16 protein-coding genes are annotated in these 24,171 nt (G+C 70.8%); 9 read left to right on the forward strand and 7 right to left on the reverse strand.

The features are described from left to right. Positions 1-95 precede the first annotated feature (95 nt). Positions 96-2,804 (reverse strand): discoidin domain-containing protein, encoded by a 2,709-nt coding sequence (locus tag ACIREE_RS01475; protein ID WP_404145310.1) that lies wholly within the window; start codon positions 2,802-2,804, stop codon positions 96-98. Positions 2,805-3,227: 423 nt separating this feature from the next. Here ACIREE_RS01475 and ACIREE_RS01480 point away from each other — a divergent pair, with 423 nt between their 5' ends. The 7 genes from ACIREE_RS01480 to ACIREE_RS01510 all read left to right on the forward strand — a co-directional run bounded on the left by ACIREE_RS01480 (position 3,228) and on the right by ACIREE_RS01510 (position 11,694). Beyond that, a complete protein-coding gene (locus tag ACIREE_RS01480) occupies positions 3,228-4,358 on the forward strand; it encodes a threonine synthase (protein WP_404144745.1) in 1,131 nt (376 codons plus the stop codon). A gap of 199 nt (positions 4,359-4,557) precedes the next feature. Further along, positions 4,558-5,310 carry a GntR family transcriptional regulator gene (locus ACIREE_RS01485; RefSeq protein WP_404144747.1) on the forward strand — a complete coding sequence of 251 codons (753 nt, stop codon included), beginning with the start codon at positions 4,558-4,560 and terminating at the stop codon, positions 5,308-5,310. A gap of 325 nt (positions 5,311-5,635) precedes the next feature. After that, positions 5,636-7,345, forward strand: a complete 1,710-nt coding sequence (locus ACIREE_RS01490) for a purine-cytosine permease family protein (RefSeq protein WP_404144749.1) — start codon at positions 5,636-5,638, stop codon at positions 7,343-7,345. Positions 7,346-7,590: 245 nt separating this feature from the next. Beyond that, entirely contained in the window at positions 7,591-7,794 is a 204-nt protein-coding gene (locus ACIREE_RS01495) for an SPOR domain-containing protein (protein ID WP_404144750.1), read from the forward strand. Positions 7,795-7,815: 21 nt separating this feature from the next. Then, on the forward strand, positions 7,816-8,238 hold the full coding sequence (locus tag ACIREE_RS01500) for a (deoxy)nucleoside triphosphate pyrophosphohydrolase (protein WP_404144752.1): 423 nt from the start codon (positions 7,816-7,818) through the stop codon (positions 8,236-8,238). Positions 8,239-8,437: 199 nt separating this feature from the next. Beyond that, positions 8,438-8,854, forward strand: a complete 417-nt coding sequence (locus tag ACIREE_RS01505) for an ATP-binding protein (RefSeq protein ID WP_404144754.1) — start codon at positions 8,438-8,440, stop codon at positions 8,852-8,854. A gap of 209 nt (positions 8,855-9,063) precedes the next feature. Continuing rightward, positions 9,064-11,694, forward strand: coding sequence for a SpoIIE family protein phosphatase (locus ACIREE_RS01510; RefSeq protein WP_404144756.1), 2,631 nt, complete (start codon positions 9,064-9,066; stop codon positions 11,692-11,694). A gap of 51 nt (positions 11,695-11,745) precedes the next feature. Here the strand turns inward: ACIREE_RS01510 and ACIREE_RS01515 are convergent, their stop codons facing one another. The 6 genes from ACIREE_RS01515 to ACIREE_RS01540 form a co-directional block, all read right to left on the reverse strand. Then, complete coding sequence (locus ACIREE_RS01515; protein ID WP_404144758.1) at positions 11,746-12,456, reverse strand: PspA/IM30 family protein; 711 nt, start codon at positions 12,454-12,456, stop codon at positions 11,746-11,748. A gap of 69 nt (positions 12,457-12,525) precedes the next feature. Next, the gene (locus ACIREE_RS01520) at positions 12,526-14,613 is read right to left on the reverse strand and encodes a TPM domain-containing protein (RefSeq protein WP_404144760.1); all 2,088 of its coding nucleotides are present in this window, start codon (positions 14,611-14,613) and stop codon (positions 12,526-12,528) included. Positions 14,614-14,763: 150 nt separating this feature from the next. Beyond that, complete coding sequence (locus tag ACIREE_RS01525; RefSeq protein WP_404144761.1) at positions 14,764-15,537, reverse strand: succinate dehydrogenase/fumarate reductase iron-sulfur subunit; 774 nt, start codon at positions 15,535-15,537, stop codon at positions 14,764-14,766. Next, entirely contained in the window at positions 15,534-17,468 is a 1,935-nt protein-coding gene (locus ACIREE_RS01530) for a fumarate reductase/succinate dehydrogenase flavoprotein subunit (protein ID WP_404144763.1), read from the reverse strand. Before ACIREE_RS01530 ends, ACIREE_RS01525 begins: the two co-directional genes overlap by 4 nt. A gap of 16 nt (positions 17,469-17,484) precedes the next feature. Further along, positions 17,485-18,324 (reverse strand): hypothetical protein, encoded by an 840-nt coding sequence (locus ACIREE_RS01535; protein WP_404144765.1) that lies wholly within the window; start codon positions 18,322-18,324, stop codon positions 17,485-17,487. Between the two features lie 34 nt (positions 18,325-18,358). After that, positions 18,359-18,655 (reverse strand): hypothetical protein, encoded by a 297-nt coding sequence (locus tag ACIREE_RS01540; protein WP_404144767.1) that lies wholly within the window; start codon positions 18,653-18,655, stop codon positions 18,359-18,361. A 528-nt stretch (positions 18,656-19,183) separates the two neighbouring features. Here ACIREE_RS01540 and ACIREE_RS01545 point away from each other — a divergent pair. After that, positions 19,184-21,514: an ABC transporter family substrate-binding protein gene (locus ACIREE_RS01545; protein ID WP_404144769.1), complete on the forward strand. Its 2,331-nt coding sequence runs from the start codon at positions 19,184-19,186 to the stop codon at positions 21,512-21,514. 272 nt (positions 21,515-21,786) lie between these two features. Further along, on the forward strand, positions 21,787-23,694 hold the full coding sequence (gene typA, locus ACIREE_RS01550) for a translational GTPase TypA (RefSeq protein ID WP_404144770.1): 1,908 nt from the start codon (positions 21,787-21,789) through the stop codon (positions 23,692-23,694). Positions 23,695-24,171 lie beyond the last annotated feature (477 nt).

Below are 24,171 nucleotides of genomic sequence, written 5' to 3' on the forward strand. Positions count from 1 at the left end.
GCCCGGCTGAGGTTGTACGGCGTCATACATTTAGTTGCTTGTTGCTTGTTGCTTGGTGCTTGTTGCTTGTTGCGCGCGGGTGCGCCCCGGGCCGGTCAGCGCACCGTCAACTCCCCTACGGGCTCAGCCGATCTGCCCGTCTCCGTCACCCGTACGAACCGCCCCGCCCCGCCCGTCGCGAACGGCACCCAGCGCCGCCCGTCCACCGACATCCGCACCCGGTACGCCCGCGCCCCCGTCACCGACACCCCGGACAGGACCCGCTCGGCGCCCAGATCCACGGTCAGCGCGGCGCCGGGGCGTGCGGGCAGCCAGGTGGTGGCCGGGTTGCCGTCGACCGCCGCGCCCGCGTACTGGCCGGGGTCCTCGGACGTCGCCGTCGCCGGGCGGCAGCGCGCCAGGTCGGAGGTCGGGGCGCGGTCGGGGCGCCGGGTCGGCAGGGTGAGGCCGGTGGCGGTCACCCTCCTGCGGCCCGCCGGAGTGTCCACCGTGAAGGGGGTGCCGGACGTGAGCCGCACCGTCGTCCGCTCGGCGCCGATCGCCACGTCGTACGACCGACCACGCCACTGAAGTCCCTTTACGGTGACGCCTGTTGAGAGCTGGGGTGGCAGCGTCGGGTCCAGGTGCACGGCGTCGTCGTCGCGGAGTCTGAGCCCCGTCAGCCCGTGCGTGAACACCTGGAGGAAGCCGCCCTTTCCGGTCAGGAAGTCCTGTGCGGGGGCGCCGGCCAGCGCGTCCGCGGCACCCGCCTTCGTACCGCGCGACTCCGAGAACATGCCGAACGGATCGCGGAAGAACGGCCGCGACGCCCGCTCCAGGAACGTGTACGTCGAACAGCCCGGCTCGCCGATCGCCGCCGCCGCGACCGCGTGCACGGAGTCCGTCATCGCCGGGCCGTCGCGGTCGGTGTGCGCCGCGTAGTAGTCGAGCGTCGCGGCAGCCGCCCCCTTCGGCATCGGACGCCAGTCCAGGGGATACAGCAGCAGTACGGCGTCGGCCTGCTTGATGTCGGAGGCGGAGCCGCCGAGCTTGTATCCCGCGTACTGGAGAAAGACCTTGCGCCGCGCGTCGTACGGAATCCGCAGCCGGTCGGCGATCCGCGTCCACCCCGGGTCCGGCTTCTCCCCGACGATCCGCGCCGCCCGTGTCGCCGAGCGCAGGGACAGCGCGGCGACGGCGTTCGTGTAGACCCCGTCGTCCACGCCGTTGCTGTACTCGTCAGGGCCCGCGATGTCCTTGATGGAGTAGGAGTGCGAGCGTGGTCGGCCGGCGGTACCGGGTCTCGGGGCGTCGTTGTTCTTGGTCACTCGTGAAGTCCAGTACTGCGCAAGCCCTTTGAGCAGCGGCCAGCCCTTCGCACGCAGCCACGCCCGGTCGCCGGTCGCCTGGTAGTACTGCCAGGCCGCCAGCGCGATGTCACCCTGGAGGTGGTTCTGGGTGACGCAGTGGGGTGGGTGCCAGCTCTGGCACTCGGTCCAGAGCGAGCCCGAACTCGCGCTCGTCCAGGGGTACATGAGGCCTCTCACGGACGTCTTGCGCGCGTTGTCGGCCGCCGCGTCCCGCGTGCGGTAGCGGTACTCCAGTACGGGTGCCGCCAGTTGGGGTCGCGTCGCCAGCAACGACGGGAACATCCACGTCTCCGCGTCCCAGAACACCATGCCCCCGTAATTGTCACTGCTCAGACCGGTGGGCGCGATGCTGTCCCGGGCGCCGGGGCGGAGCGAGGCCAGGAGGCCGTACTGGGCCGCGCGTACCTGCTTCTGCAGCTGGGGGTGGCCCGGGACCTCGATGTCGGATGCCCACAACTTCCGCCACGCGTCGGTATGTTCACGCATCAGCGCATCCCAGCCTGCCGCCGCCGCACGCTGGGAAGCGGTGATCGCGTCGGCGCGCGGCGAGCGGGAGGTGAGGGCGGTGTCGATGCCGACGTACTTGACGACGTCGTACCGTACGCCGGGGCTCACGCCGAAGTCCGCGGTCTGACGGGCGCTCAGGTTCTCCGTGCGGTGGGGCGGGTGGGTGCGGCCCGGTGAACGGAGCGTGGACGCCAGCGTGCCCCGTGTCCGCGTTCCCTCCGTCGTGAAGCCCACGGTCACCGTCCGCTTGCCGGCCGGGCCGCCGCCCGTCGCGGTCAGCCGGCGGGCTCCGCGGCCGTCCACGTGGTCGGCGACCGTGACCCGGCCGCTCCAGTGCGGCGTCAGACGCAGCCGGACCGCCCCGACGTGCGGGCGGGCCCGGTCCGCGAGCACCTCGTACGTCAGATCCGTACGACGGCCGTCCTTGTGCACCCACGTGAGCGACGTACGGACGATGCCGCACCGCAGGTCGAGGCTCTGCCGGTACCCCGTGGTGCGGCTGCCGGGCCCGTACGTCTCACCGTTCGCGCTCACGTCGAGGCCCGTCCAGGTGGGGAGCGCGGCGAGGACCTGGCGGTGGGCGGTGACGGCCGGGCCGCGCGCGTAGAGGCCGGAGACGAAGGCGCCGTCGTACGGGTGCGTGTACAACGGCCAGCCCGTCTTGGCGTCGGGTCCGCCGGGGGCGGCGTATCCCGTGCCGGCGGGCGGGACGCGGAGCCCGAGGTATCCGTTGCCCGCGTAGGCGTGGAACAGGTTGGTCGGGGGGAGCGGGGTGTGCGTGGTGAAGGTCCAGGCGGGGGTGGTGCACGGCGGGGCGGTCGTGGTGGCCTGGGCGGGGGTGGGCGGGAGCAAGGGGGCGGTGAGGGCGAGGGTGAGGGCTGCTAGGAGGTGGCGGCTCGGGGTGGTCACGGGTCGAGGGTGCGTGGTGGGGGCGGGGTGGTGTGGCATGCGCGCCGGGGCGGACGGATTCTTTGGCCGGGTGGGTGTGGGGGTGGGGGTGGGGGTGGGGCGCATTGAAGGGAGGGTGGCCGTCTTGGGTTTCGTTGGCGGCTGTCTGGTGCGTTCCGATAGGTGTGTGGTGGGTACGGGGCCGCCCGGGGTATGTCCGTGCTCGCCATCTTGATGGCCTCGCCGGTTGCTTCGGGCGTCGCTACCGCGTGCCGGTGTGCTGCGCGCGCACATACCCCGACCGTCCCCTCCCGTCTCGTACGCGTCTGATCGCCGGTTCTCGCCAAGCGCCGGTATTTCAAGCCCCTTGGGGGCCCCCGGACGGAGGCTGGGGGGATTGAGGAGCGGGGTCCGGGGCGGAGCCCCGGGGCTGGGTATCAGTGCTGGGCAACGAACCGAACCGGCCCCGCCTAGGGTGCTCCCATGACCGCCCTTCCCGACTGTTACTGCCCCGTCGACGGGACCCGCGTCCCCGCCGGGTCGCTCGACTGGTGCTGTCCCGCCTGCCGGGGGCCGCTCGACCTCGACTACTCGCCGACACCCGCGCAGCTCAAGTCCCTCACCGGGCGCGTCAATTCGCTGTGGCGGTACGCCGAGTGCCTGCCGCTCCCCGCTCCCGACTGCACCCTCGGCGAGGGCCGCACACCCGTCGTCCCCCTCACGGGCAACGTCTCGGCCAAGCTGGACTTCCTCATGCCGACGTTGTCGTTCAAGGACCGCGGCGCCGTCATGCTCGCCGCCCTCGCCACCCGGCTGCGCCCCGACCGTGTCATCGCCGACAGCAGCGGCAACGCCGGTACGGCCGTCGCCGCGTACTGCGCCCGCGCCCAACTGCCGTGCACGGTCTACGTCCCTGAGGGCACGTCGCCCAAGAAGCTGGAGCAGATCGGAGCGCACGGCGCGCGGCTGGAAGTGGTCGCGGGAGATCGTGAGGCCACGGCGCAAGCGGCCCGCGCGGCGGCGGACGAGCGCGGCGTCTTCTACGCCAGCCACGTCCACAACCCCTACTTCCTGCACGGAACCAAGACCTACGTCCATGAGCTGTGGGAGGACCTCGGCGGCCGCCTCCCCGATGCCCTCGTGGTGCCCGTCGGCAACGGGACCCTCCTCCTCGGCGCCGCCCTCGCCGTCGCCGAGCTGCACACCGCGGGCCTGATCGACCGCCGCCCCGCGCTGCACGCCGTACAGGCCGCGGCGGTCGCACCGCTGGCCGAGGCGTGGCAGGCCGGAGCCGATGACCTGGTGGGCGTGGCCCCGATGGCCGCCACCTTCGCGGAGGGCATCGCGATCCCCCGGCCCCCTCGCGCCCGCCAGATCCTTCGTGCCGTACGCGAATCAGGCGGCGCCTTCCACACGGTGACGGAGGACCAGATCCGGCACGCCCAGCTCGACCTGGCCTCGCGGGGCCTGTACGTCGAGTCGACCGGCGTCGCCTGCTGGGCCGCCACCCGCGACGGCGGTTCCCTCGGCGCGACCCTGAACACCCGCACAGCGGTCGTCCCCCTCTGCGGCGCGGGCCTGAAAACGGGCCTCGCCACAGATGGCTCCGCCTGATTCCGACCGGCTGACGGGCAGCGCCACGAGGGGCCGATGTGTGAAATATGCACTACCTGCACGAGGCCGCTGAGTAAAGACCTCGCGGCCTGCGTGTAATCACTTCGGGTGATTCCTTGGCCTTTGCTTGCACGGCCGAACCCACGGTTGCCACGCTGTTGCTGTCTGTCAATCTGATGGGATCTGAGGGGAACACCTAGTGACATTCGGTGAGCAGCCGGCGTACCTGCGCGTTGCGGGAGATCTGCGCAGCAAGATCGTCAACGGCTCGCTGCCGCCACATACACGTCTTCCCTCCCAGGCCAGGATCCGCGAGGAGTACGGGGTTTCGGACACGGTCGCTCTGGAGGCGCGCAAGATCCTCATGGCCGAGGGACTGGTCGAGGGACGGTCCGGTTCGGGGACGTACGTGCGCGAGCGTCCCGTGCCGCGCCGCGTGGCCCGTTCCGGATACCGCTCGGGCGGTGGCTCGACGCCGTTCCGCCAGGAGCAGTCCGACCCGGCGGCGCGCGGCACCTGGGAATCGCGCAGCGAGCAGACCGAGGCGGACGGCGGCCTCGCCGAGCGCCTCGGCATCCGCGTGGGCGACCGCGTCATGTGTACGAGATACGTGTACCGGGACGCGGGCGAAGTGGTGATGCTGGCCACGTCGTGGGAGCCGCTGGCCGTCACGGGCCGCACTCCGGTGATGCTCCCCGAGGAGGGACCGCTGGGCGGCTGCGGTGTCGTCGAGCGCATGGCGGGGATCGACGTGATCGTGGACAACGTGACGGAGGAGGTCGCCGCCCGCCCGGGCCTCGCCGAGGAGTTGAGCGCGCTCGGCGGAGTGCCCGGCCACGTCGTCCTCGTCATTCACCGGACGTTCTTCGCCTCGGGCCGGCCGGTGGAGACGGCCGACGTCGTGGTCCCGGCCGATCGCTACCGCATCGCGTACCACCTGCCGGTGAAGTGACCTCGGTGGCGTGACCTCGGTGGCGTGACCTTGGTGGCGTGCAGCCGCTGACCTGCACCCACTGACGTGACCCCGGTGACGTGGTTTCCGGTCGAGCGGCCGTGGTGGTCCCGATGGGTGTCCGACGGGGTCCCGAGTGGGGTGGGGTGACCGATACCCGGGATGGCGCGTCCGGGCCGCGTGATCCCGAGTTAACCCGGCCCCGCCTCCCGTAACCGGCGGGCAATCCCGCGCCGCCCCGCGTTGTCATGCACGGCTCCTACCTTCCTTCTGCGTACCGGCCGTACCGGTAACCGCTGACGGATGGACGAACGGGAAGCCGCCGATGACCGAGACCGCCCTGCCCACCGCCGGAACGACGGCCCCCGAACCGCCCGACGGGAGCGCGCCCCGGCGCAGGTACGCCAAGCTGGCGGCCGACGAGTCCCGCGAGGACTTCTCGCTGCGCTACGCCCCGCACTCCTACCGGCGCTGGTCGCCGACCATGGTCGCGTCCACCGCGCTCGGCGGCATCGCCTACCTCGCGGACTTCGCGATCGGGGCGTCGATCGTGTTCACGTACGGCTTCACCAGCGGTCTCGCCTCGATCCTGTGCGCGGCGACGATCATCTTCCTGACCGGCATCCCGATCGCCCGCGCCTGCGCTACGTACGGCCTGGACATGGACCTCATCACGCGCGGGGCGGGGTTCGGCTACTTCGGCTCGACGCTGACGTCGCTGATCTATGCCTCGTTCACCTTCATCTTCTTCGCGCTCGAAGGCTCGATCATGGCGCAGGCCATGCACGAGATCGTCGGACTGCCGCTGCCCGTCGGGTACTTGCTGACGACGCTCATCGTCATCCCGATCGTGTTCCGCGGGATGGGCGCGCTGGCGAAGGTGCAGGCGTGGACGCAGCCGGTGTGGCTGATCGGTCTTGTCCTGCCCTTCGCGATCCTGCTGTTCCACTCGCCCGGTTCCTTCGGAGACTTCACGCACTTCGGTGGCACCGAGGGCGCGGGCAGCGGGTTCGACTGGCTCGGCTTCGGGCTCGGTACCGGGGTGGCGCTCTCGCTCATCGCGCAGATCGGCGAGCAGGCCGACTATTTGCGCTTCATGCCTGCAAAGACGGATACGAACAGGAAGCGATGGAATCTGGCCGTTCTCGCCGCGGGCCCCGGCTGGGTGATCATCGGCGCGGCCAAGCAGCTCGGCGGGGCGCTGCTCGCCTTCGTGGCGCTGGGGGCCGTGGGTAAGACGCACGCGCTGGAGCCCATCGCCCCGCAGGTGGAGGCGCTCAAGCCGTGGCTGGGCTCGGTGGCGTTGCCGGTCGCCGCGCTGTTCGTCGTCGTATCGCAGATCAAGATCAACGTAACGAACGCATACAGCGGCTCGCTGTCGTGGTCGAACTTCTTCTCCCGGCTGACCCACCGGCACCCGGGCCGGGTCTGGTACATCTTCCTCAACCTCGCCATCGCGCTGACGCTGATGGAGATGAACATGTTCGCCGCGCTCAACAAGCTGCTCGGCTTCTACTCGAACGTGGGCATCGCCTGGATCGCGACCGTCGCCGCGGACCTCGTCATCAACAAGCGGGCGGGCTGGAGCCCCAGGTACATCGAGTTCAAACGCGCGTATCTGTACGCCGTGAACCCGGCCGGGTTCGGGTCGATGGTGATCGCGTCGGTGGTTTCGATCCTGGCCTTCTTCGGGGTCTTCGGTGTGTACGCGGAGGCGTTCTCGACCTTCATCGCCGCAGGTCTCGCGCTGGTCCTGTGCCCGCTGATCGCGTGGGCGACGAAGGGCAAGTACTACCTGGCCCGCCCGAATCCGGTGAACGGCCCGGACGTCGACGTCGCGGACGTCACCGCGACCCACACCTGTGGCGTCTGCGAAACCGCGTACGAACTCCCCGACATCGCGGACTGCCCCGTCCAGGCCGGTCCGATCTGCTCGCTGTGCTGCTCCCTGGACGCGGAGTGCGACGACGCCTGTACGAAGCGGCCGACGGGGGAGCCCGTCCTGCTGCCGGTACCGGCGGTGCGGGTGGGCTGAAACGGCAGATCGGAGGGGATAGGGGGCGCATCTTTGCGGATGCGCCCCCTTGTCGTGCTCAGGCAGACCCGCGACGGTGTTCAAGAGGCGTCACCCCGGTGGCTTGTTGCGTATCTCTTTGTGCTAATCCGTATCCGCTCCGTAAAGGTCAGGCGTAGGCTCGGGCATATGCGGATTGCGGTTTCCTCAGGACGCTTAGGGGGCGGGGCACCATGCGAGCCGGAGTCGGGGAGTGGAGGGGCGCGATGACTGACAGCACGACCACACTTCCGTGGCTTGTCATACGCGAGGACGACAACGGCAACCGCTATCGCGTCGGCCGGTACGCGACCAGGGCCGAAGCCCAGCGCATGGCCGACAGCCTCGACGACCGCGGCCACAAGCAGCTCTACTGGGTCGAGCGCCTCACCCAGAGCCCGGGCCCGGGACAGAACGGCGCGGTGCGCTGACGGAGCCGTAGGCTCCGGTGCATGCCCACTGCACCGTCCTCGCCGGAACCGATCGTGGTGGTCGCCGCCGCCCTGTACGACGACGCGGGCCGTCTCCTCGCCGCGCGACGGAGTGCGCCCCCTGAGCTCGCCGGCCGTTGGGAACTTCCCGGCGGCAAGGTGGAGCCGGGCGAGACTCCGGAGCGGGCCCTGGTGCGCGAGCTGCGTGAAGAGCTGGGCGTCACGGCCGACCCCGTCGGCCGGGTGCCGGGCGAATGGCCCCTGAAATCCGGCTATGTCCTACGGGTATGGCGCACCCGGCTCCTCGCCGGCTCCGGTGCCCCGGTCCCGCTGCAGGACCACGACGACCTCCGCTGGCTGGCGCCGGACGAGGTCTGGTCGGTCGACTGGCTGGATCAGGACGTCCCCGCGGTGAAGGAGGTGCTCGCACGGCAGGCGCGCTGACCTCTCCGGAGCCCTGTGTCCGATCCGCCGGCGACCCCGGCGGCGACCGGCGCACAGGCGCACGACCCGTGAACCGGATGAGCCGTGCGTACGCCGTCTGTACCACCACACCCCTACTAACGCGATAGCTCTGCGCCGCGTCCGGGTATATGCCGATTAACCCTCTGAAACCGGACAGTCCTCTTCGCGGGCCAGGGAAGTGATCGGCGTGCTCCACACCGACGGCGACTACGCCGAGTGGGCTTTTCCCGCCGACCCGACGGCGGTGCGCAGAGCCCGTGCGGCGGTTCGGGGGCAGCTCGCCGACTGGGATCTGGAAGAACTCGGAGATGTGACGACGTTGCTGGTCAGCGAGCTGGTCACCAATTCCCTGCGGCACGCCTCGGGCCCGATCGGGGTGCGTCTGTGCCGGCCGAGAGGGTCCGACGGCGCCCTCCTCGTGGAGGTCTCCGACCCGCTGCCCGACCCGCCGCGCGCCCGCGCCGCCGCCCCCGACGACGAGGGCGGCCGAGGTCTGCAACTGGTCGCGGGCGTCTCGCGGAGCTGGGGCACAAGACCGGGGGACGCCCGGACGGGTGGCAAAACCGTGTGGTTCGAGTTGGCTCTGCCTGGTTAGACGAGGGATCAGAGCAGCTGGTGTGGGTCGCCGTGTGTGGGCGTACCTACACCCTGGGTACGGAATCAGTCGGCCCCGGCGGGCCAAAAAGCGTCGGGAGCGTGGTGTGATCGTGAACACCGTGTTGTGTGGCTCCGTAGTGCTGGATACTGCGGGCAGCCGCCCCGGTGACCGGTGCCGGACGTGGTGAGCTGGAGGGGACGGTTCGCGTGAGCGAGATACCAGCGAAGGCCAAGGTGCCCGAGGAACTCTCGGACGCGGCGTCGACGCGGGATGCGGACCGCACGCCGCAGGACGGAGACGGTCCGGGAGCGCCCGACGGCTGGCAGTCGAGCCCGCCCGGCTCGATCTATGACTACATCAAGGTCGCCTCCTTCTCCATCGGGCCCGACGGGCTGATCGACCAGTGGAGCGTGCGGGCCGCACGCATCTTCGGCGTCACGTCCGAGGACGCCGTGGGCAAGGATCCGATCGAGGCGTTCGTCCCCGCGGATCTCCGCGAGCGCGGGCACCGCAAGATGGCGGAGATCCTGGACGGCCGGGAGTGGACGGGCACCGTCCCGTTCCGGATGCCGCCCGCGGACGAGGCGGAGGCGTCGGCGGACCGGCCGACCGGCCGCGCCGAGGTCTATGTGATGCCGACGACCACCGAGTCCGGCGAGCGCGCCGCGGTCTGCATCGTCGTGGACGTACGGACCCTGCGGCGCATCGAGACCGACCTCGCCGCCTCGCAGGCGATTTTCGGCCAATCCCCTTTCGGGTTCCTGCTGTTCGACACCGACCTCACGGTACGGCGGACCAACCGCACGTTCACCGCGGTCTTCGGCGGCCAGGCCGACGAGCACCGCGGCCGCACCGTCCACGACTACCTGCCGCGCCACGAGGCCGATCGGGTGCAGGGCGCGCTGCGCCGCGTCCTGGAGAGCGGCGACGCCGTCACCGACATGCAGCTGGTGGGGACCGTCCCGGGCTCCTCCGAGCGGCGCCACTGGTCCATCAACCTCTACCGCGTGCACAGCGGTTCGGGCCGGCCCATCGGCATCGCCGGGCTCACCACCGATGTCACCCGCCGGCACGCCGCCGCCCGCGAGGCCGCCCACGCCCGCCGCAACCTGGCGCTCCTGAACGACGCGGGCGCCCGCATCGGCAACTCCCTGGACCTGGAGACGACCTCCAGGGAACTCCTCGACGTCGTCGTCCCGGGCTTCTGCGACCTCGCCTCCGTCGACCTGTACCAGGGCCTGCTCGCGGGCGACGAGGCGGCGCTGAGCAGCCACAGCCTCGCCGACGGCAGCGCCGAGCTGCGCCGGGTCGCCGCCGCGAGCGCCGTCGCCGACGTGCCGTTCCTCGACCTTGGCGGCGAGGAACCGGTCGGCGTGGGCGCGGTGCACCGCTTCCCGTTCAACTCCGCCTGCGCGGACGCCCTGCGCACCGGGCGCCCCCAGCTGCTGCCCGCCGAGCCGGGCAGCCTCGTACAGTCCACGCTCGCGGTGCCGATGGTCGCGCACGAGACGGTCGTCGGGCTCGTGCAGTTCTCCCGCACGAAGGGCAGCGAGCCGTTCAACGAGCGGGACCGGGCGCTCGCGGTGGAGCTGGCCGCGCGCGCCGCGGTCTGTATCGACAACGCGCGCCTGTACCGCCGCGAGCACGAGCGCGCCCTGATACTGCAGCGCTCGCTCCTGCCGCCCGACAACCCCGAGGCGTCCGGCCTCGACATCGCCTGCCGCTACCTGCCGGGCAACGCCGCGACGGAGGTCGGCGGCGACTGGTTCGACGTCATCGAACTTCCCGGCCACCGCACCGCGCTGGTCATCGGCGACGTCATGGGGCGCGGCCTGCGCGCCGCCGTCGCCATGGGCGAACTCCGTACGGCGGTCAGGACCCTGGCCCTGCTCGACCTCGAACCGGCCGAAGTGCTCAGTGCGCTGGACGAGATCGCGCGCGGGCTCGGCACACCCGGCGGCGTCCAGCAGGCGACCCGGTCGGCCCGCAGCAAGCCGTCCGACGCCGACCTGTCCGAGGTCTACCTCGCCACCTGCGTCTACGCGGTCTACGACGCCGTCACCCGGCGCTGCACCTTCGCCAACGCGGGGCATCTGCCGCCCGTGCTCGTCGAACCCGGCGAGGGCGCGCTCATGCTCGACGTGCCGCCGGGGATGCCGCTCGGCGTGGGCGGCGAGCCGTTCGAGGAGGTGGAGGTCGAACTGCCGGAGGGCTCCCTCCTCGCCCTCTACACGGACGGCCTCGTCGAGTCCCGCGACCACCCTCTGGACGAGGGGCTCTCCGATTTCCGTGCCGTGCTCGACGACCCGGCGCCGGCCTTGGAGGACGTCTGCGACCACGTCCTCAACACGCTCGACACGCACCACGGCGAGGACGACATCGCCCTGCTCATGGCCCGTATCCAGGGGCTGCCGAGTGAGAACGTCGGCGACTGGACACTGCCGCGCGAGCCGAAGTCCGTGGGCCGCGCCCGGGAGCTCGCGCGGGCCCAGCTGACCGCCTTCGACCTCGAACTCCTCGTGGACACCACCGAGTTGCTCGTCAGCGAGCTGGTCACCAACGCGCTGCGCTACGGCGAGGGTGACATCAGGCTCCGACTGCTGCTCGACCGCACGCTGGTGTGCGAGGTGTGGGACGCCGGGCTCGTGCAGCCGCGCCGCCGCCGCGCCCGGGACACCGACGAGGGCGGCCGCGGCCTCCAGCTCGTCGGCCTGCTCAGCGCCGCCTGGGGGTCGCGCCGCACACCGCGCGGCAAGACCGTGTGGTTCGAACTCGCCCTGCCCGACGGGGAGACGGGGATCGCCGATCCGACGGAGGCGCTGCTCAGCCTTTTCTGAGGCGACGCGGCAGGAGGTACTGGCGCGCCGCGGAGATCCGTCAGAAGGGCCCTAGGAGCCCTTGAGCGCGGCCAGCCGTGCCTCGATCTCGGCGGAGTCCCCGAGCGAGTCCAGCTGCTCGAACTGCGCGTCGAGAGAGGAGTCGGCCAGCTCCTGCTTGCCGAGCGCCTTGGCCTCCTCGCGGCGCACCTTCTCCTCGAAGCGGTTCAACTCGCTCGTGGGGTCGAGGACATTGATGTTCTTCGCGGCGTCCATCATCTGGTTCTGCGCCTGCGCGGTCTTCGCGCGGGCCACCAGCTGATCGCGCTTCGACTGGAGCTGCGTCAGCTTCTCCTTCATCTGGTCGAGCCCCGACTTCAGTTTGTCGACCACCTCGGTCTGGGAGGCGATCGTCGGCTCGGCGTCCTTCGCCTCCTTCTCGGACTGCAGCTGCCGCCCGAGCGCGACCTTCGCGAGGTTGTCGAACTTGTCGGCCTCCGCCGCGGTACCGCCGGAGCGCAGCTCGTCCGCCTTCTTGCTGGCGGCGAGCGCCTTCGTGCCCCACTCGGCGGCCGCGTCCACGTCCTCCTTGTGGTCCTGCTCCAACATCCGCAGATTGCCGATGGTGGTCGACACGGCGTCCTCGGCCTCTCGGATGTTGTTCGTGTAGTCGCGGATGAGCTGGTCGATCATCTTCTGGGGATCTTCGGCGTTGTCCAGCAGCGCGTTGATGTTCGCCTTCGCGAGCGTGGCGACCCGGCTGAAAATGGTCTGCTTCGTCATGGTCGACTCCCGTGCTGTGTATGCCTGTAGGTGGCGTGGGGCTGTGGTCGGTGATGGTCGGCGCACCGGTCAGAAACGTCCGCCGCCGCCTCTGCGGCCGCGCGTCCCGCCGCCGCCGAAGCTGCCGGGCCCGCCCCCGCCGCCGAACCCGCCGCGCCCGCCGCCGCCCATGCCGCCGCGCCCGCCGCCGAGGATCTGGCCGAGGAGGATCCCGCCGAGCACGGCGCCGCCCGAGCCGCCGCCACCGCGCCCGCCGCCCCCGTACGGATCGCCGTACGAGCGCACGTCCCGCTCGGCGAGCGACTGCGCCTGCCGGGCCAGCGCGTCGGCCTGCTGGGCCTCGGTGAGCGCCGCCGCCGGGTCGCCCTCCTCGGCGCCCTGCGCGTTCGCCAGGTGCCGCTGGGCCTCGGCGAGGCGGGTGCGGGCCTCGCTGCCCACGGCGCCGCGGTGCGTGGTGATGAAGTCGGCCGCGGCACCGGTGCTGCTGCGGGCCGCCAGCAGGGCCTGCCCGAGGAGCGAGCGGGCGCGCGTGGTGCCCTCCTCGCGCTCCCGTGCCGCCGCGAGCGCCTCGTCGAGCGCCGCGTCGGCCTCCTCCACGCGGCGCAGCGCGTCGATCGGGTCGTACGGGCCCGCGGCCGTCTCCTCGCGTACGTCGCCGACGACGGACTCGGCGCGGGCGATGCGGCCCCGCAGATCGGCGGTCGAGACGCCCTGCGCGGTGCCTTCGAGCAGGCCGCGTGCGTCCGCGAGATCGGTCTCGGCCTCGGTGAGCGCGGCCGGCAACTTCTTCTGCGCTTCGGCGAGTTCACCGGCGAGGCGGTCGACCGCGGCGACGAACGTGCCGGCCTGGTCGACGGCGCCCTCGGCGGCCCGCAGATAGACGGCGGCCTTGCCGTTGTCGCCCGCGTCGACGGACTGGCGGGCCTGGTTGAGATGGGTCGTGGCGAACACGAGCCGGTCCTTGGCCTGCTCGATGTGGCCCGCGACGGACACGAGTGCGGCGGGCGCGTACTGCGTGCCGAGCGCGGTCAGTGTGTCCTGCGCGCGGCTGGTGTGCGCCGTCAGCTCGCGGAAGGCACGTTCGGCGTTGGCGAGCGCCTCGGGCGCCGACTGCTCCAGGGAGCGCAGCCGGTCGAAGTCCCCTGACTCCTGATCGAGCCGGCGCCCGGCCTCGGTGCAGCGGCTGATGATCTCGTCGAGCATCCGCCGCTTCGTCGGATCGTCCTCGGGGAACGCGTCGTCGAGCTGCTGGCGCAGCTTGAACGCCGCTGTCAGCTCCGTCTGCGCGTACGCGAGCGCCTCGCTGAAGGGTCTGACCGCCTCCTCCCCGAACTGGGCGGTCGCGAAGCCGAGCTCCTCGGTGCTGGTGCGCACGGCGTCGTCGGTCTCCACCAGCACGTGCTTGGCCTGCTTGTCGAGCTCGGGAAGCGGTGTGGCCTGCGGCTCCCCCCAGCCGTGCGCCTTCCCGCCGGGAGTCGTGCGTTCGCTCATGCGCCGCTTGCGGCGGGTGAACGAGTACACGGCCAGGGCGCCCGCGGCACCGACGGCGATGACGGGGAGCACCAGGTCGCCGGTGCCGGTCCCGCCGCTGTCACCGCTCGCGCCGGGGTCGGCGGCGCCCGGCGTCAGTGTCGGCGTGGGCACGGCCCGGCCCGCGACGACGGCGCCGATGCCGTTCGCGGCGCCGATCGCGGCCCCCGGCCAGTCGTTCCTGCGCAGCGCGGGCTCCACCGCGGTCCCCGCGATCTCCTGGATCTGGGCGTCGGTGAGCCGGGAATCCTGGTCGACCGAGAGGGTGTACTGCCGGTCGTGCGTGGCGACGGCGAGGAGTACGTCGTTCAGGCCGAGGCCGTTCTTGTCGGCGGTGGCGTCGGCCCAGTCCTGCGCGGAGCGCCCGGAGAAGTCCCGTACGTAGGTGACGAAGAGCTGGATGCCGTGCGCGTCGTCGAGATCGCCGAGCGCGGAGACGACGGCGTCCTCGCGGTCCCCGAGGGCGTCCACCTTGTCGGTGATCTGGCCCGTACGGGAGAGGGTGACCGGGTCGTCGGCGTGGGCGGAGGCGGCGGGCAGCAGCAGCCAGAGCAGCGCGAGAAGCGCGGCCGCTGCCGTCCGCGCGGCTATCGGTACCGGGCGGGGGCGGCTCTCGGACGGGGGCACATTTGGGAGCGTATGTCCGGATCAAGGGTGCCGCGACCGGGGCGCCCCCACAGCGCCCCCGGGCCGCGGCACCGGCCTGCGTACCGGGTTCCCCTGACCGGAGACTGAAACGTCCCTACGCCTATGGCGCCGCCCGGCCGCACGGCGCCGCTACGACGACGACCTTCGCCGGATCTTGTTCCCCAGCCACACCACCGGATCGTATTTACGGTCGACTGCCCTTTCCTTCAAGGGAATCAGCGCATTGTCCGTGATCTTGATGTGCTCGGGGCACACCTCCGAGCAGCACTTGGTGATGTTGCAGTAGCCGAGCCCGTGCTCGTCCTGGGCGGTGCGTTTGCGGTCGAGTCCGTCGTCGGCGGCCGCGTCCAGCGGGTGCATGTCGAGTTCCGCGACGCGCATCAGGAAGCGCGGGCCCGCGAAGGCGGACTTGTTCTCCTCGTGGTCGCGCACCACATGGCACGTGTCCTGGCACAGGAAGCACTCGATGCACTTGCGGAACTCCTGCGAGCGGTCGACGTCCTCCTGCATCATCCGGTACTCGCCGGGCCCGAGGCCGGACGGCGGCACGAACGCGGGGACTTCGCGCGCCTTCGTGTAGTTGAACCCGACGTCGGTCACCAGGTCCCGGACCACCGGAAACGCACGCAGCGGCGTCACCGTGACGACGTCGTCCCGCTCGAACACGGACATCCGCGTCATGCACATCAGCCGCGGCCGTCCGTTGATCTCGGCGGAGCACGAACCGCACTTGCCCGCCTTGCAGTTCCACCGAACTGCCAGGTCGGGAGCTTGCGTTGCCTGTAGGCGGTGGATGATGTCGAGGACCACCTCGCCGTCGTTCACCTCGACATCGAAGTCCTCCAGGTCACCGCCGCCGATGTCCCCGCGCCACACCTTGAAGCGGGCCTCATACGCGCTCACTCGTACAGCTCCTCTTCGGCCAGGTACTTGACCAGCTCCTCTTTCTCGAAGAGGGCCAGCAGGTCGGGACGGATGGGATCGGTGGTCCGGCGTTCGAGGCGGATCTGGCCGCGCACCGGGTCCGTGGCCGCCAAGCCCCCGCTCGGGTCCCGGAGCCGGCAGAGCAGGTTCACCCGACGCCACTCCCGGTCCATCGCCGGATGGTCCTCGCGGGTGTGGCCGCCGCGCGACTCCTCGCGCTCCAGGGCGGCGCGCGCGACGCATTCGCTGACCAGCAGCATGTTGCGCAGGTCGAGGGCGAGATGCCAGCCCGGGTTGAACTGCCGGTGCCCCTCGACCCCGGCCCGGCGCGCCCGCACCCGCAGCTCCGCGAGCTTGCGCAGCGCCTGCTCCATCTCGGGCTCCCGGCGGATGATGCCGACCAGGTCGTTCATCGTCTGCTGGAGTTCCTGGTGCAGGGTGTACGGGTTCTCGGGGACGGTGCCGTCCTCCTGGCCCTCCGCGGAGAAGGGGCGCAGCGCCTCGGCCGCCGCGGTGTCGAGCTGGAGATCGGCCACGGCGGGGCGGTCCACCAGCTCCGCGGCGTACGTCGCCGCGTGCAGTCCTGCCCGCCGGCCGAACACCAGCAGGTCGGAGAGCGAATTGCCGCCGAGCCGGTTCGAGCCGTGCATGCCGCCGGCCACCTCGCCGGCCGCGAACAGGCCGGGCACGCCGTGGGACGCCGCCGTGTCCGAGTCGACGGCGATGCCGCCCATCACGTAGTGGCAGGTCGGGCCGACCTCCATCGCCTCCGCGGTGATGTCGACGTCCGCCAGCTCCTTGAACTGGTGGTACATGGAGGGCAGCCGGCGCCGGATGACCTCGGCGGGCATCCGCGTCGACACGTCGAGGAAGACGCCGCCGTGCGGGGAGCCGCGGCCCGCCTTGACCTCCGCGTTGATGGCGCGGGCGACCTCGTCGCGCGGCAGCAGCTCAGGGGGGCGGCGATTGGTGTCGGGGTCCTCGTACCACCGGTCGCCCTCGGCCTCCGACTCGGCGTACTTCTCCTTGAACACGTCCGGGATGTAGTCGAACATGAAGCGTTTTCCGTCGGAGTTCCTGAGCACTCCACCGTCGCCGCGGACCGACTCCGTGACGAGGATGCCCTTCACGGACGGCGGCCAGACCATCCCGGTCGGGTGGAACTGCACGAACTCCATGTTGAGCAGCGGCGCGCCCGCGAGCAGCGCCAGCGCGTGGCCGTCGCCCGTGTACTCCCAGGAGTTGGACGTCACCTTGAAGGACTTGCCGATGCCGCCGGTGGCCAGGACCACGCTCGGCGCCTCCAGCACGAAGAAACGGCCGCTCTCGCGCTCGTAGCAGAACGCGCCGGAGACACGGGACCCGTCGTCGTCCTTCAACACGCGTGTAACGGTGCATTCCTGAAAGACCTTCAGGCGTGCCTCGTAGTCACCGAACTCCGCCTTGTCCTGCTGCTGGAGCTGGACGATCTTCTGCTGGAGGGTGCGGATGAGTTCGAGTCCCGTACGGTCGCCGACGTGGGCGAGGCGCGGATACTCGTGCCCGCCGAAGTTGCGCTGCGAGATGCGGCCGTCCCCGGTGCGGTCGAAGAGGGCGCCCCAGGTCTCCAACTCCCATACGCGGTCCGGCGCTTCCTGCGCGTGCAGCTCCGCCATCCGCCACTGGTTGAGGAACTTGCCGCCGCGCATCGTGTCGCGGAAGTGGACCTGCCAGTTGTCCTTGGAGTTCACATTGCCCATGGAGGCCGCGATGCCGCCCTCGGCCATCACCGTATGGGCCTTGCCGAACAGGGACTTGCAGATCACCGCGGTACGCGCGCCCCGCTCACGCGCCTCGATCGCGGCCCGCAGCCCGGCACCACCCGCGCCCACCACGACAACGTCCCACTGCTGCCGCTCCACCACACTCATCGATGAGCCCCCACCATTAGAAGAACCGCGGATCGTCGAAGGCACCGGACGCGACCAGGTACACGTAGAAGTCGGCGAGCGCCACACTCACCAACGAAGCCCAGGCGAGCAGCATGTGACGGGCATTCAGTTTGCCGACCCAGCCCCACAGTCGGTAGCGCACCGGGTGCTTCGAGAAGTGCTTGAGGCGGCCGCCGATGATGTGCCGGCACGAGTGGCAGGAGATCGTGTACGCCCAGATCAGCGTGATGTTCAGCAGGAACACCAAGGTGCCGAGGCCCATGTGGCCCCACGCGTAGGTCTCGTCGCGGAAGGCGAGCACCGTGTCGTAGCTGAGGATGCAGGCGACGAGTACGGCCGCGTAGAAGAAGTACCGGTGGATGTTCTGCAGGATCAGCGGGAAGCGCGTCTCGCCCGAGTACTTCTTGTGCGGCTCGGCCACCGCGCAGGCCGGCGGCGACGCCCAGAAGCCGCGGTAGTAGGCCTTGCGGTAGTAGTAGCAGGTCAGCCGGAAGCCGAGCGGGAAGATCAGGATCAGCAGGGCGGGGGAGAGGCCCCACCAGCTCCCGAAGATCTCCCAGTTGGGGCCGTGCCGCATCGGTTCGCAGTTCTGCGCGACGCACGGCGAGTAGAACGGGGAGACGTACGGGGCCGCGTAATAGTCGGCGTTGGCGAAGGCCCGCCACGTCGAGTAGACGACGAAGGCGAACAGGCCCGCCGCGGTCGCGGCCGGGGCCAGCCACCAGCGGTCCGTGCGCAGATGGGGCGCGGCGATCGCGGCACGCGTCCGGCCTCGGACGCCGGTGCCGCTCTTGGTATGGGGTTCGGTGCTGGTGGGTTCGGTGCCGGTGGCCAACGAAGCCTCCGCTCGAAGGGACGGGGTGAGTGCGTCAGGGGGCGTGCCTGTTCTGTACGCCGAGCCCCTCGTCGTCCGAGTCGGTCCACAGGGAGCTGTCGTACGGGGTGTCGGGGATCGGCACGAGGCCCTGCGGCGGGCGCAGCGGGTTCTGCTGCGCCGGGTCCGCGGCCGACGCGCGCAGCAGGGCCACGCTCTCGCGCAGATGGTCGGCGTCGGCACGGACCCGGCGCAGGTCCGGGCCGTCGAGCCGTGGTTGCAGCCGCCCCACGGCGCGGGCGAGATCGTCGACACAGTGCTGAACAGCGGTCAGGTCGTCGTTCAGGGACATGACTTGCCTCGCTTCCGCGCGGTCGCGCTTCCGCTGGTGCGGCGGAGATGCTCATGCGCCTGCGAGTGTCGCGCGTCACATCGCCCTTTGTGAAGGCCGCGGCACGGATTGTGGGGGCGCGCTTGGGCGTGCGCCCCCTTTTATGGACTCCGCGGGCCCGTCTGCCGGGTGGGTGTCGCGTGGGCGCCCGCGGCCCCGGTGGGGGCTGAGCGCGCAGTTCCCCGCGCCCCTGGGGGCGTGCGGCTTCGCCGCTGCCCCAGGAGGCGCCCCTGAGATGCCGCACGCAGTGCGCATCTCAGGGGCGCGGGGAACTGCGCGACCAGCCCCCACCGGGCCGCAGCCGCACACGAGGCATCCAGCGGCACCCCGATGGGCGCCCGATTGGGCCGCACGAGTGGGCTTCCGGCGGAGCGTCGCCGTGTCGCCGAGCGCAGCGAACCCCGTCCACTTCAGTGGCCCAGTAGATGTGATCAGCGACATATTCCGCCGAACGTGATCAACCGGCCCGCACCGGAGGTAGACGCCGAGATGCACCCCAACCCCAGGCGCCCAGGCGCAGCCACCCGCTCGGCCGCGTTCCTCGTGAGCGGTGCGCTCGCCGTGACCGCGCTCGCCGGGTGCGGCTCCGACGACGAGGCGGGTGCTCCCTCCGCAGGTCAGGACATCGCGCCTGCCGCCCGCGACCAGATCAAGGACGGCGGCAGTCTGCGCTGGGCCATCGACGCCCTGCCGGGGACCCTCAACGCCTTCCAGGCGGACGCCGACGCGGCCACCGGCCGGATCACCGGCGCCGTACTGCCGTCGATGTTCCGGCTCGACGCGCAGGGGCGCCCGCAGCGCGACGCCGACTACCTGGAGAAGGCCGACGTCATCGAGACGGAGCCCAAGCAGGTCGTCCTGTACAAGCTGAACCAGCAGGCCGTCTGGAGCGACGGCCGCGAGATCGGCGCCCCCGACTTCGCCGCGCAGTGGCGCGCCCTGTCCGGCAAGGACAGCGCGTACTGGACCGCGCACAACGCGGGGTACGACCGCATCGAGAAGATCGAGCGCGGCGCCAACGACCTGGAGGTCCGGGTCACGTTCGCCAAGCCGTACGCGGACTGGCGCTCCCTGTTCTCGCCGCTGTACCCCAAGGACGTCACGGGGACGCCGGACAATTTCAACGAGGGTGCGCGCCGCAAGCTCAAGGTCACCGCGGGCCCCTTCTCCCTCGACTCGGTCGACCGGGACGCCGACAAGGTCACCCTTGCCCGCAACCCACGCTGGTGGGGCCGCCCCGCCAAGCTCGACAAGCTCGTCCTCACCGCGGTGCCGCGCTCCGAGCGGGCCGCCGCCCTCGCCGCCGACCGGCTCGACCTGGCCGACGTCGACACGGGCGGCGCCGACCGCCTCGCGTACGCCGACCGCGACAAGGGCGCCTCCGGCCCGCTCGCCCACGGCCCCGGCGCCGCCCTCACCCCCGGCCGGGCGCTGCGCTCCTGGGCGATCGTGCACGGCGACGACGAGGAGGCGGCGGACGAGGAGATCGCCGCGCGCAAGAAGACGCGCAGGGCGATCAGGAAGTACGCCGAGGAGCAGGCGAACCTGCACGGCTTCCAGCTCCGCAAGTCGCTCGAACCGGCCTACACGCAGCTCGCGCTGAACGGAGCCTCGGGCCCGCTCTCCGACGAGCGGGTACGCCGCGCCGTGGCCCGCGCCCTCGACCGCACCAAGCTCGCCGAGGCGGCCCTGAAGCCGCTCGGCCTGCCGGTCACCACCGTCGGCAACCACCTCGCCCTGTCCGGGCAGCCCGCGTACTCCGACAACAGCAGCGCACTCGGCGACCAGGACACCGCGGAGGCGCAGGCGCTGCTCGCCGAGGCGGGCTGGGTGCCCGGCGGGCCGATCAAGGAGAAGAAGGAGAAGCCGAAGACGGCGGGGAGCGAGGCCGACCGCGCGGCGGAGGACGCGGAGGACGAGCAGGCCTCCGAGAACGCAGAGGACGCGGGCGAGGGCACGTACATCGTGGGCGAGGACGACAAGCCCGCCGACCACGCGCCGCTGCTGCTCGGCCCGGGCCCGGTCGCCGCGGCCCAGTACGCCGCCCTGCTGCACCAGGCCGACGCCATGAAGCTGCGTGAGGCCGACAAGGAAAAGAAGAAGCACCCGCACAAGAGCAGGAAGCACGCCGATCGCAGCGAGCACGCCGCCGAGAGCCTCGGGAACGGCGCCAAGCGGATCGCGAAGGGCGGCGCCCCCGGCGCGTACGCCCCGATGGGCACCGCCGCCCCGGCCGGCGCCGCGGCGGGCGCGCTCGCCAAGGACGGCAAGCCGCTCACCCTGCGCTTCGTGCTCCCCTCGGGCCAGGGCTCCGAGCAGCTGCGCGCCGTCGCGGACCAGATCACGCAGATGCTGCAGAAGATCGGCGTGCGCACGGACGTCACGAAGGTCGACGACGACAGTTACTTCAAGGACCACATCGCGTCCGGCGAGTACGACCTCGCGCTCTACTCGTGGCCCGCCTCCGCCTATCCGGCCACCGACGGGCGCCCCATCTACGCCAAGCCGGTGCCGGCCGCCGACGGCTCGCTCACCGTCGAGCAGAACTACACGCGGGTCGGCACCGACCACATCGACCAGCTCTTCGACCAGGCCATCGGCGAGCTCGACGCCGACGAGGAACGCTCCCTGGTGAAGCAGGCCGACGCCCAGATCTGGGCCGCCGCCGGATCGATCCCCCTCTACCAGCGCCCCGAGCTGGTGGCGGCAAGGCCGGATCTCGCCAACGCCGGCGCCTTCGGCTTCCAGGAGCCGGAGTACGAGGACATCGGCTACCTGAAGAAGGGTGCCAAGCCCTCCGCGGCGCCGTCGGAGAAGTAGCGGGGCGCAGCGCCGCGGAGAATCCGAAAGCTCAGATCCAGCTCAACTCCCTTGCCCGCGGGACCGCCCTGCGGGCAAGGTTCGTTCTACCCATTGACCTGCAGTTTTCTCCGTACGACCACTGCTCCGGGGCCGCCCCAACGGGCCCGGAAGCGCCCCCACCCATTGAGCCACGTACCATGGGGTGAGGCCGTGGCGTGTCCAGCCCGGCAGGGCGCGCGTATCACTGATGTACGCGCAGCCGTCCACTCACTCCGGGAGTACGCCGCAATATGGCCACGCGCCACGACATCCGAAACGTCGCCATCGTCGCTCACGTCGACCACGGCAAGACGACCATCGTCGACGCCATGCTCAAGCAGGCCGGCTCCTTCGCCGCGCACGCCGCCGAGTCCCTCGACGATCGCATGATGGACTCGAATGACCTGGAGCGTGAGAAGGGCATCACGATCCTCGCCAAGAACACGGCGGTCAAGTACCACCCGAAGGATGGCGGCGACGTCATCACGATCAACATCATCGACACCCCGGGCCACGCCGACTTCGGTGGCGAGGTCGAGCGTGGTCTGTCGATGGTCGACGCGGTGGTCCTGCTCGTGGATGCCTCCGAGGGCCCGCTCCCGCAGACCCGCTTCGTGCTGCGCAAGGCGCTCCAGCAGCGCCTGCCCGTCATCCTGTGCATCAACAAGACGGACCGCCCCGACTCGCGGATCGACGAGGTCGTCAACGAGACGTACGACCTCTTCCTCGACCTGGACGCCGACGAGGACCAGATCGAGTTCCCGATCGTCTACGCGTGCGGCCGTGACGGCATCGCGTCGCTGACGAAGCCGGCCGACGGTACGGTCCCGGCGGACTCCACCAGCCTGGAGCCGTTCTTCACCACCATCCTTGAGTCCGTCCCGGCCCCGACGTACGACGAGGCGGCGCCGCTCCAGGCGCACGTCACGAACCTGGACGCCGACAACTTCCTCGGCCGTATCGCGCTCCTGCGCGTCGAGCAGGGCGAGCTGCGCAAGGGCCAGACCGTGGCCTGGATCAAGCGCGACGGCACGATCCAGAACGTCCGCATCACCGAGCTGATGATGACCGAGGCGCTCACCCGCAAGCCCGCCGAGATGGCGGGCCCGGGTGACATCTGCGCCGTGGCCGGTATCCCCGACATCATGATCGGCGAGACCCTCGCCGACCCGGAGAACCCGATCGCGCTGCCGCTGATCACGGTCGACCAGCCGGCCATCTCCATGACCATCGGCACGAACACCTCGCCGCTGGTCGGCCGCGGTGGCACGGGCAAGGGCGCGGGCGCCAAGTCCGCCGTCAAGGACCGCAAGGTCACCGCCCGCCAGGTCAAGGACCGCCTCGACAAGGAGCTCGTCGGCAACGTCTCGCTCCGCGTCCTGGACACCGAGCGCCCGGACGCCTGGGAGGTGCAGGGCCGCGGCGAGCTGGCCCTGGCGATCCTGGTCGAGCAGATGCGCCGCGAGGGCTTCGAGCTGACCATCGGTAAGCCGCAGGTCGTCACCAAGGAGGTCGACGGCAAGACGCACGAGCCCGTCGAGCGCCTCACGGTCGACGTGCCCGAGGACCACATGGGCGCCGTCACGCAGCTCATGGGCGTCCGCAAGGGCCGCATGGACAACATGTCGAACCACGGCTCGGGCTGGGTCCGCATGGAGTTCGTCGTGCCCTCCCGTGGCCTGATCGGCTTCCGCACGGAGTTCCTGACGAGCACCCGCGGTACGGGTATCGCCCACTCCATCCACGAGGGCCACGAGCCGTGGTTCGGCGAGCTGAAGACCCGTAACAACGGCTCGCTCGTCGCGGACCGCGCCGGCGCCGTCACCGGGTTCGCGATGACGAACCTTCAGGAGCGCGGCGTGCTGTTCACCGACCCCGGCACCGAGGTGTACGAGGGCATGATCGTCGGCGAGAACTCGCGCGCCGACGACATGGACGTGAACATCACCAAGGAGAAGAAGCTCACCAACATGCGCTCGGCCGCCGCCGACTCGTTCGAGGCGATCGTCCCGCCGCGCAAGCTCTCCCTGGAGCAGTCCCTGGAGTTCTGCCGCGACGACGAGTGCGTCGAGGTGACCCCGGAGGCCGTCCGCATCCGCAAGGTCGTTCTGGACCAGAAGCTGCGCGGCCGCACGGCCTCGCGCGCCAAGCACGGCTGACGCGCCGCTGATTGACGCGAAGAGCCCGGTACCCCCGAGGGGGTGCCGGGCTCTTCGCGTTGGCGCTAATCTGCCCCTGTCGGCGTGGGTCGACGCGGGTAGACGCGGGTGGACGTGAGGTGACAATGCCGGGTCAGGTGTCGCCCAACAACGGGTCAAAAACGCTCCCGGCGCAAGTGATTAAGTCCACCCTGGTGTCCGCTATCCGGGCACCAATGGTCGATAGATATGTAACACGTCCGTTTCGTGACCCTCTATCTCGGATCTGTTTGTCCGGATTTTGGGAGATGTACGCATCAGGTGTGATCGAACCGAGACCAAAAGAGTGTGGTCGGCGAAGGCTGCGTGGCTAATAGTTGACGGCGTAGAGCTCGGGTCAATGGGTCACGCGCTGTGGGGAGCGTCGACTCGCGAGCACACTGGGGCACTTGAATCCTCGCCGTCAGGGGTGTCGGCTGGGTGGCTTGTGCCTCCACT

The sequence above is a fragment of the Streptomyces sp. NPDC102467 genome, assembly GCF_044765445.1.
GTDB lineage: Bacteria > Actinomycetota > Actinomycetes > Streptomycetales > Streptomycetaceae > Streptomyces.

Excerpts from the sequence above, each read along its gene's own strand:
- ACIREE_RS01500 (WP_404144752.1), top strand. The coding sequence starts at position 7,816 with ATGCCCACTGCACCGTCCTCGCCGGAACCGATCGTGGTGGTCGCCGCC.
- ACIREE_RS01540 (WP_404144767.1), bottom strand. The coding sequence starts at position 18,655 with ATGTCCCTGAACGACGACCTGACCGCTGTTCAGCACTGTGTCGACGAT.
- typA (WP_404144770.1), top strand. The coding sequence starts at position 21,787 with ATGGCCACGCGCCACGACATCCGAAACGTCGCCATCGTCGCTCACGTC.
- ACIREE_RS01530 (WP_404144763.1), bottom strand. The coding sequence starts at position 17,468 with ATGAGTGTGGTGGAGCGGCAGCAGTGGGACGTTGTCGTGGTGGGCGCG.
- ACIREE_RS01545 (WP_404144769.1), top strand. The coding sequence starts at position 19,184 with ATGCACCCCAACCCCAGGCGCCCAGGCGCAGCCACCCGCTCGGCCGCG.
- ACIREE_RS01515 (WP_404144758.1), bottom strand. The coding sequence starts at position 12,456 with ATGACGAAGCAGACCATTTTCAGCCGGGTCGCCACGCTCGCGAAGGCG.
- ACIREE_RS01480 (WP_404144745.1), top strand. The coding sequence starts at position 3,228 with ATGACCGCCCTTCCCGACTGTTACTGCCCCGTCGACGGGACCCGCGTC.
- ACIREE_RS01490 (WP_404144749.1), top strand. The coding sequence starts at position 5,636 with ATGACCGAGACCGCCCTGCCCACCGCCGGAACGACGGCCCCCGAACCG.
- ACIREE_RS01475 (WP_404145310.1), bottom strand. The coding sequence starts at position 2,804 with ATGCCACACCACCCCGCCCCCACCACGCACCCTCGACCCGTGACCACC.
- ACIREE_RS01495 (WP_404144750.1), top strand. The coding sequence starts at position 7,591 with ATGACTGACAGCACGACCACACTTCCGTGGCTTGTCATACGCGAGGAC.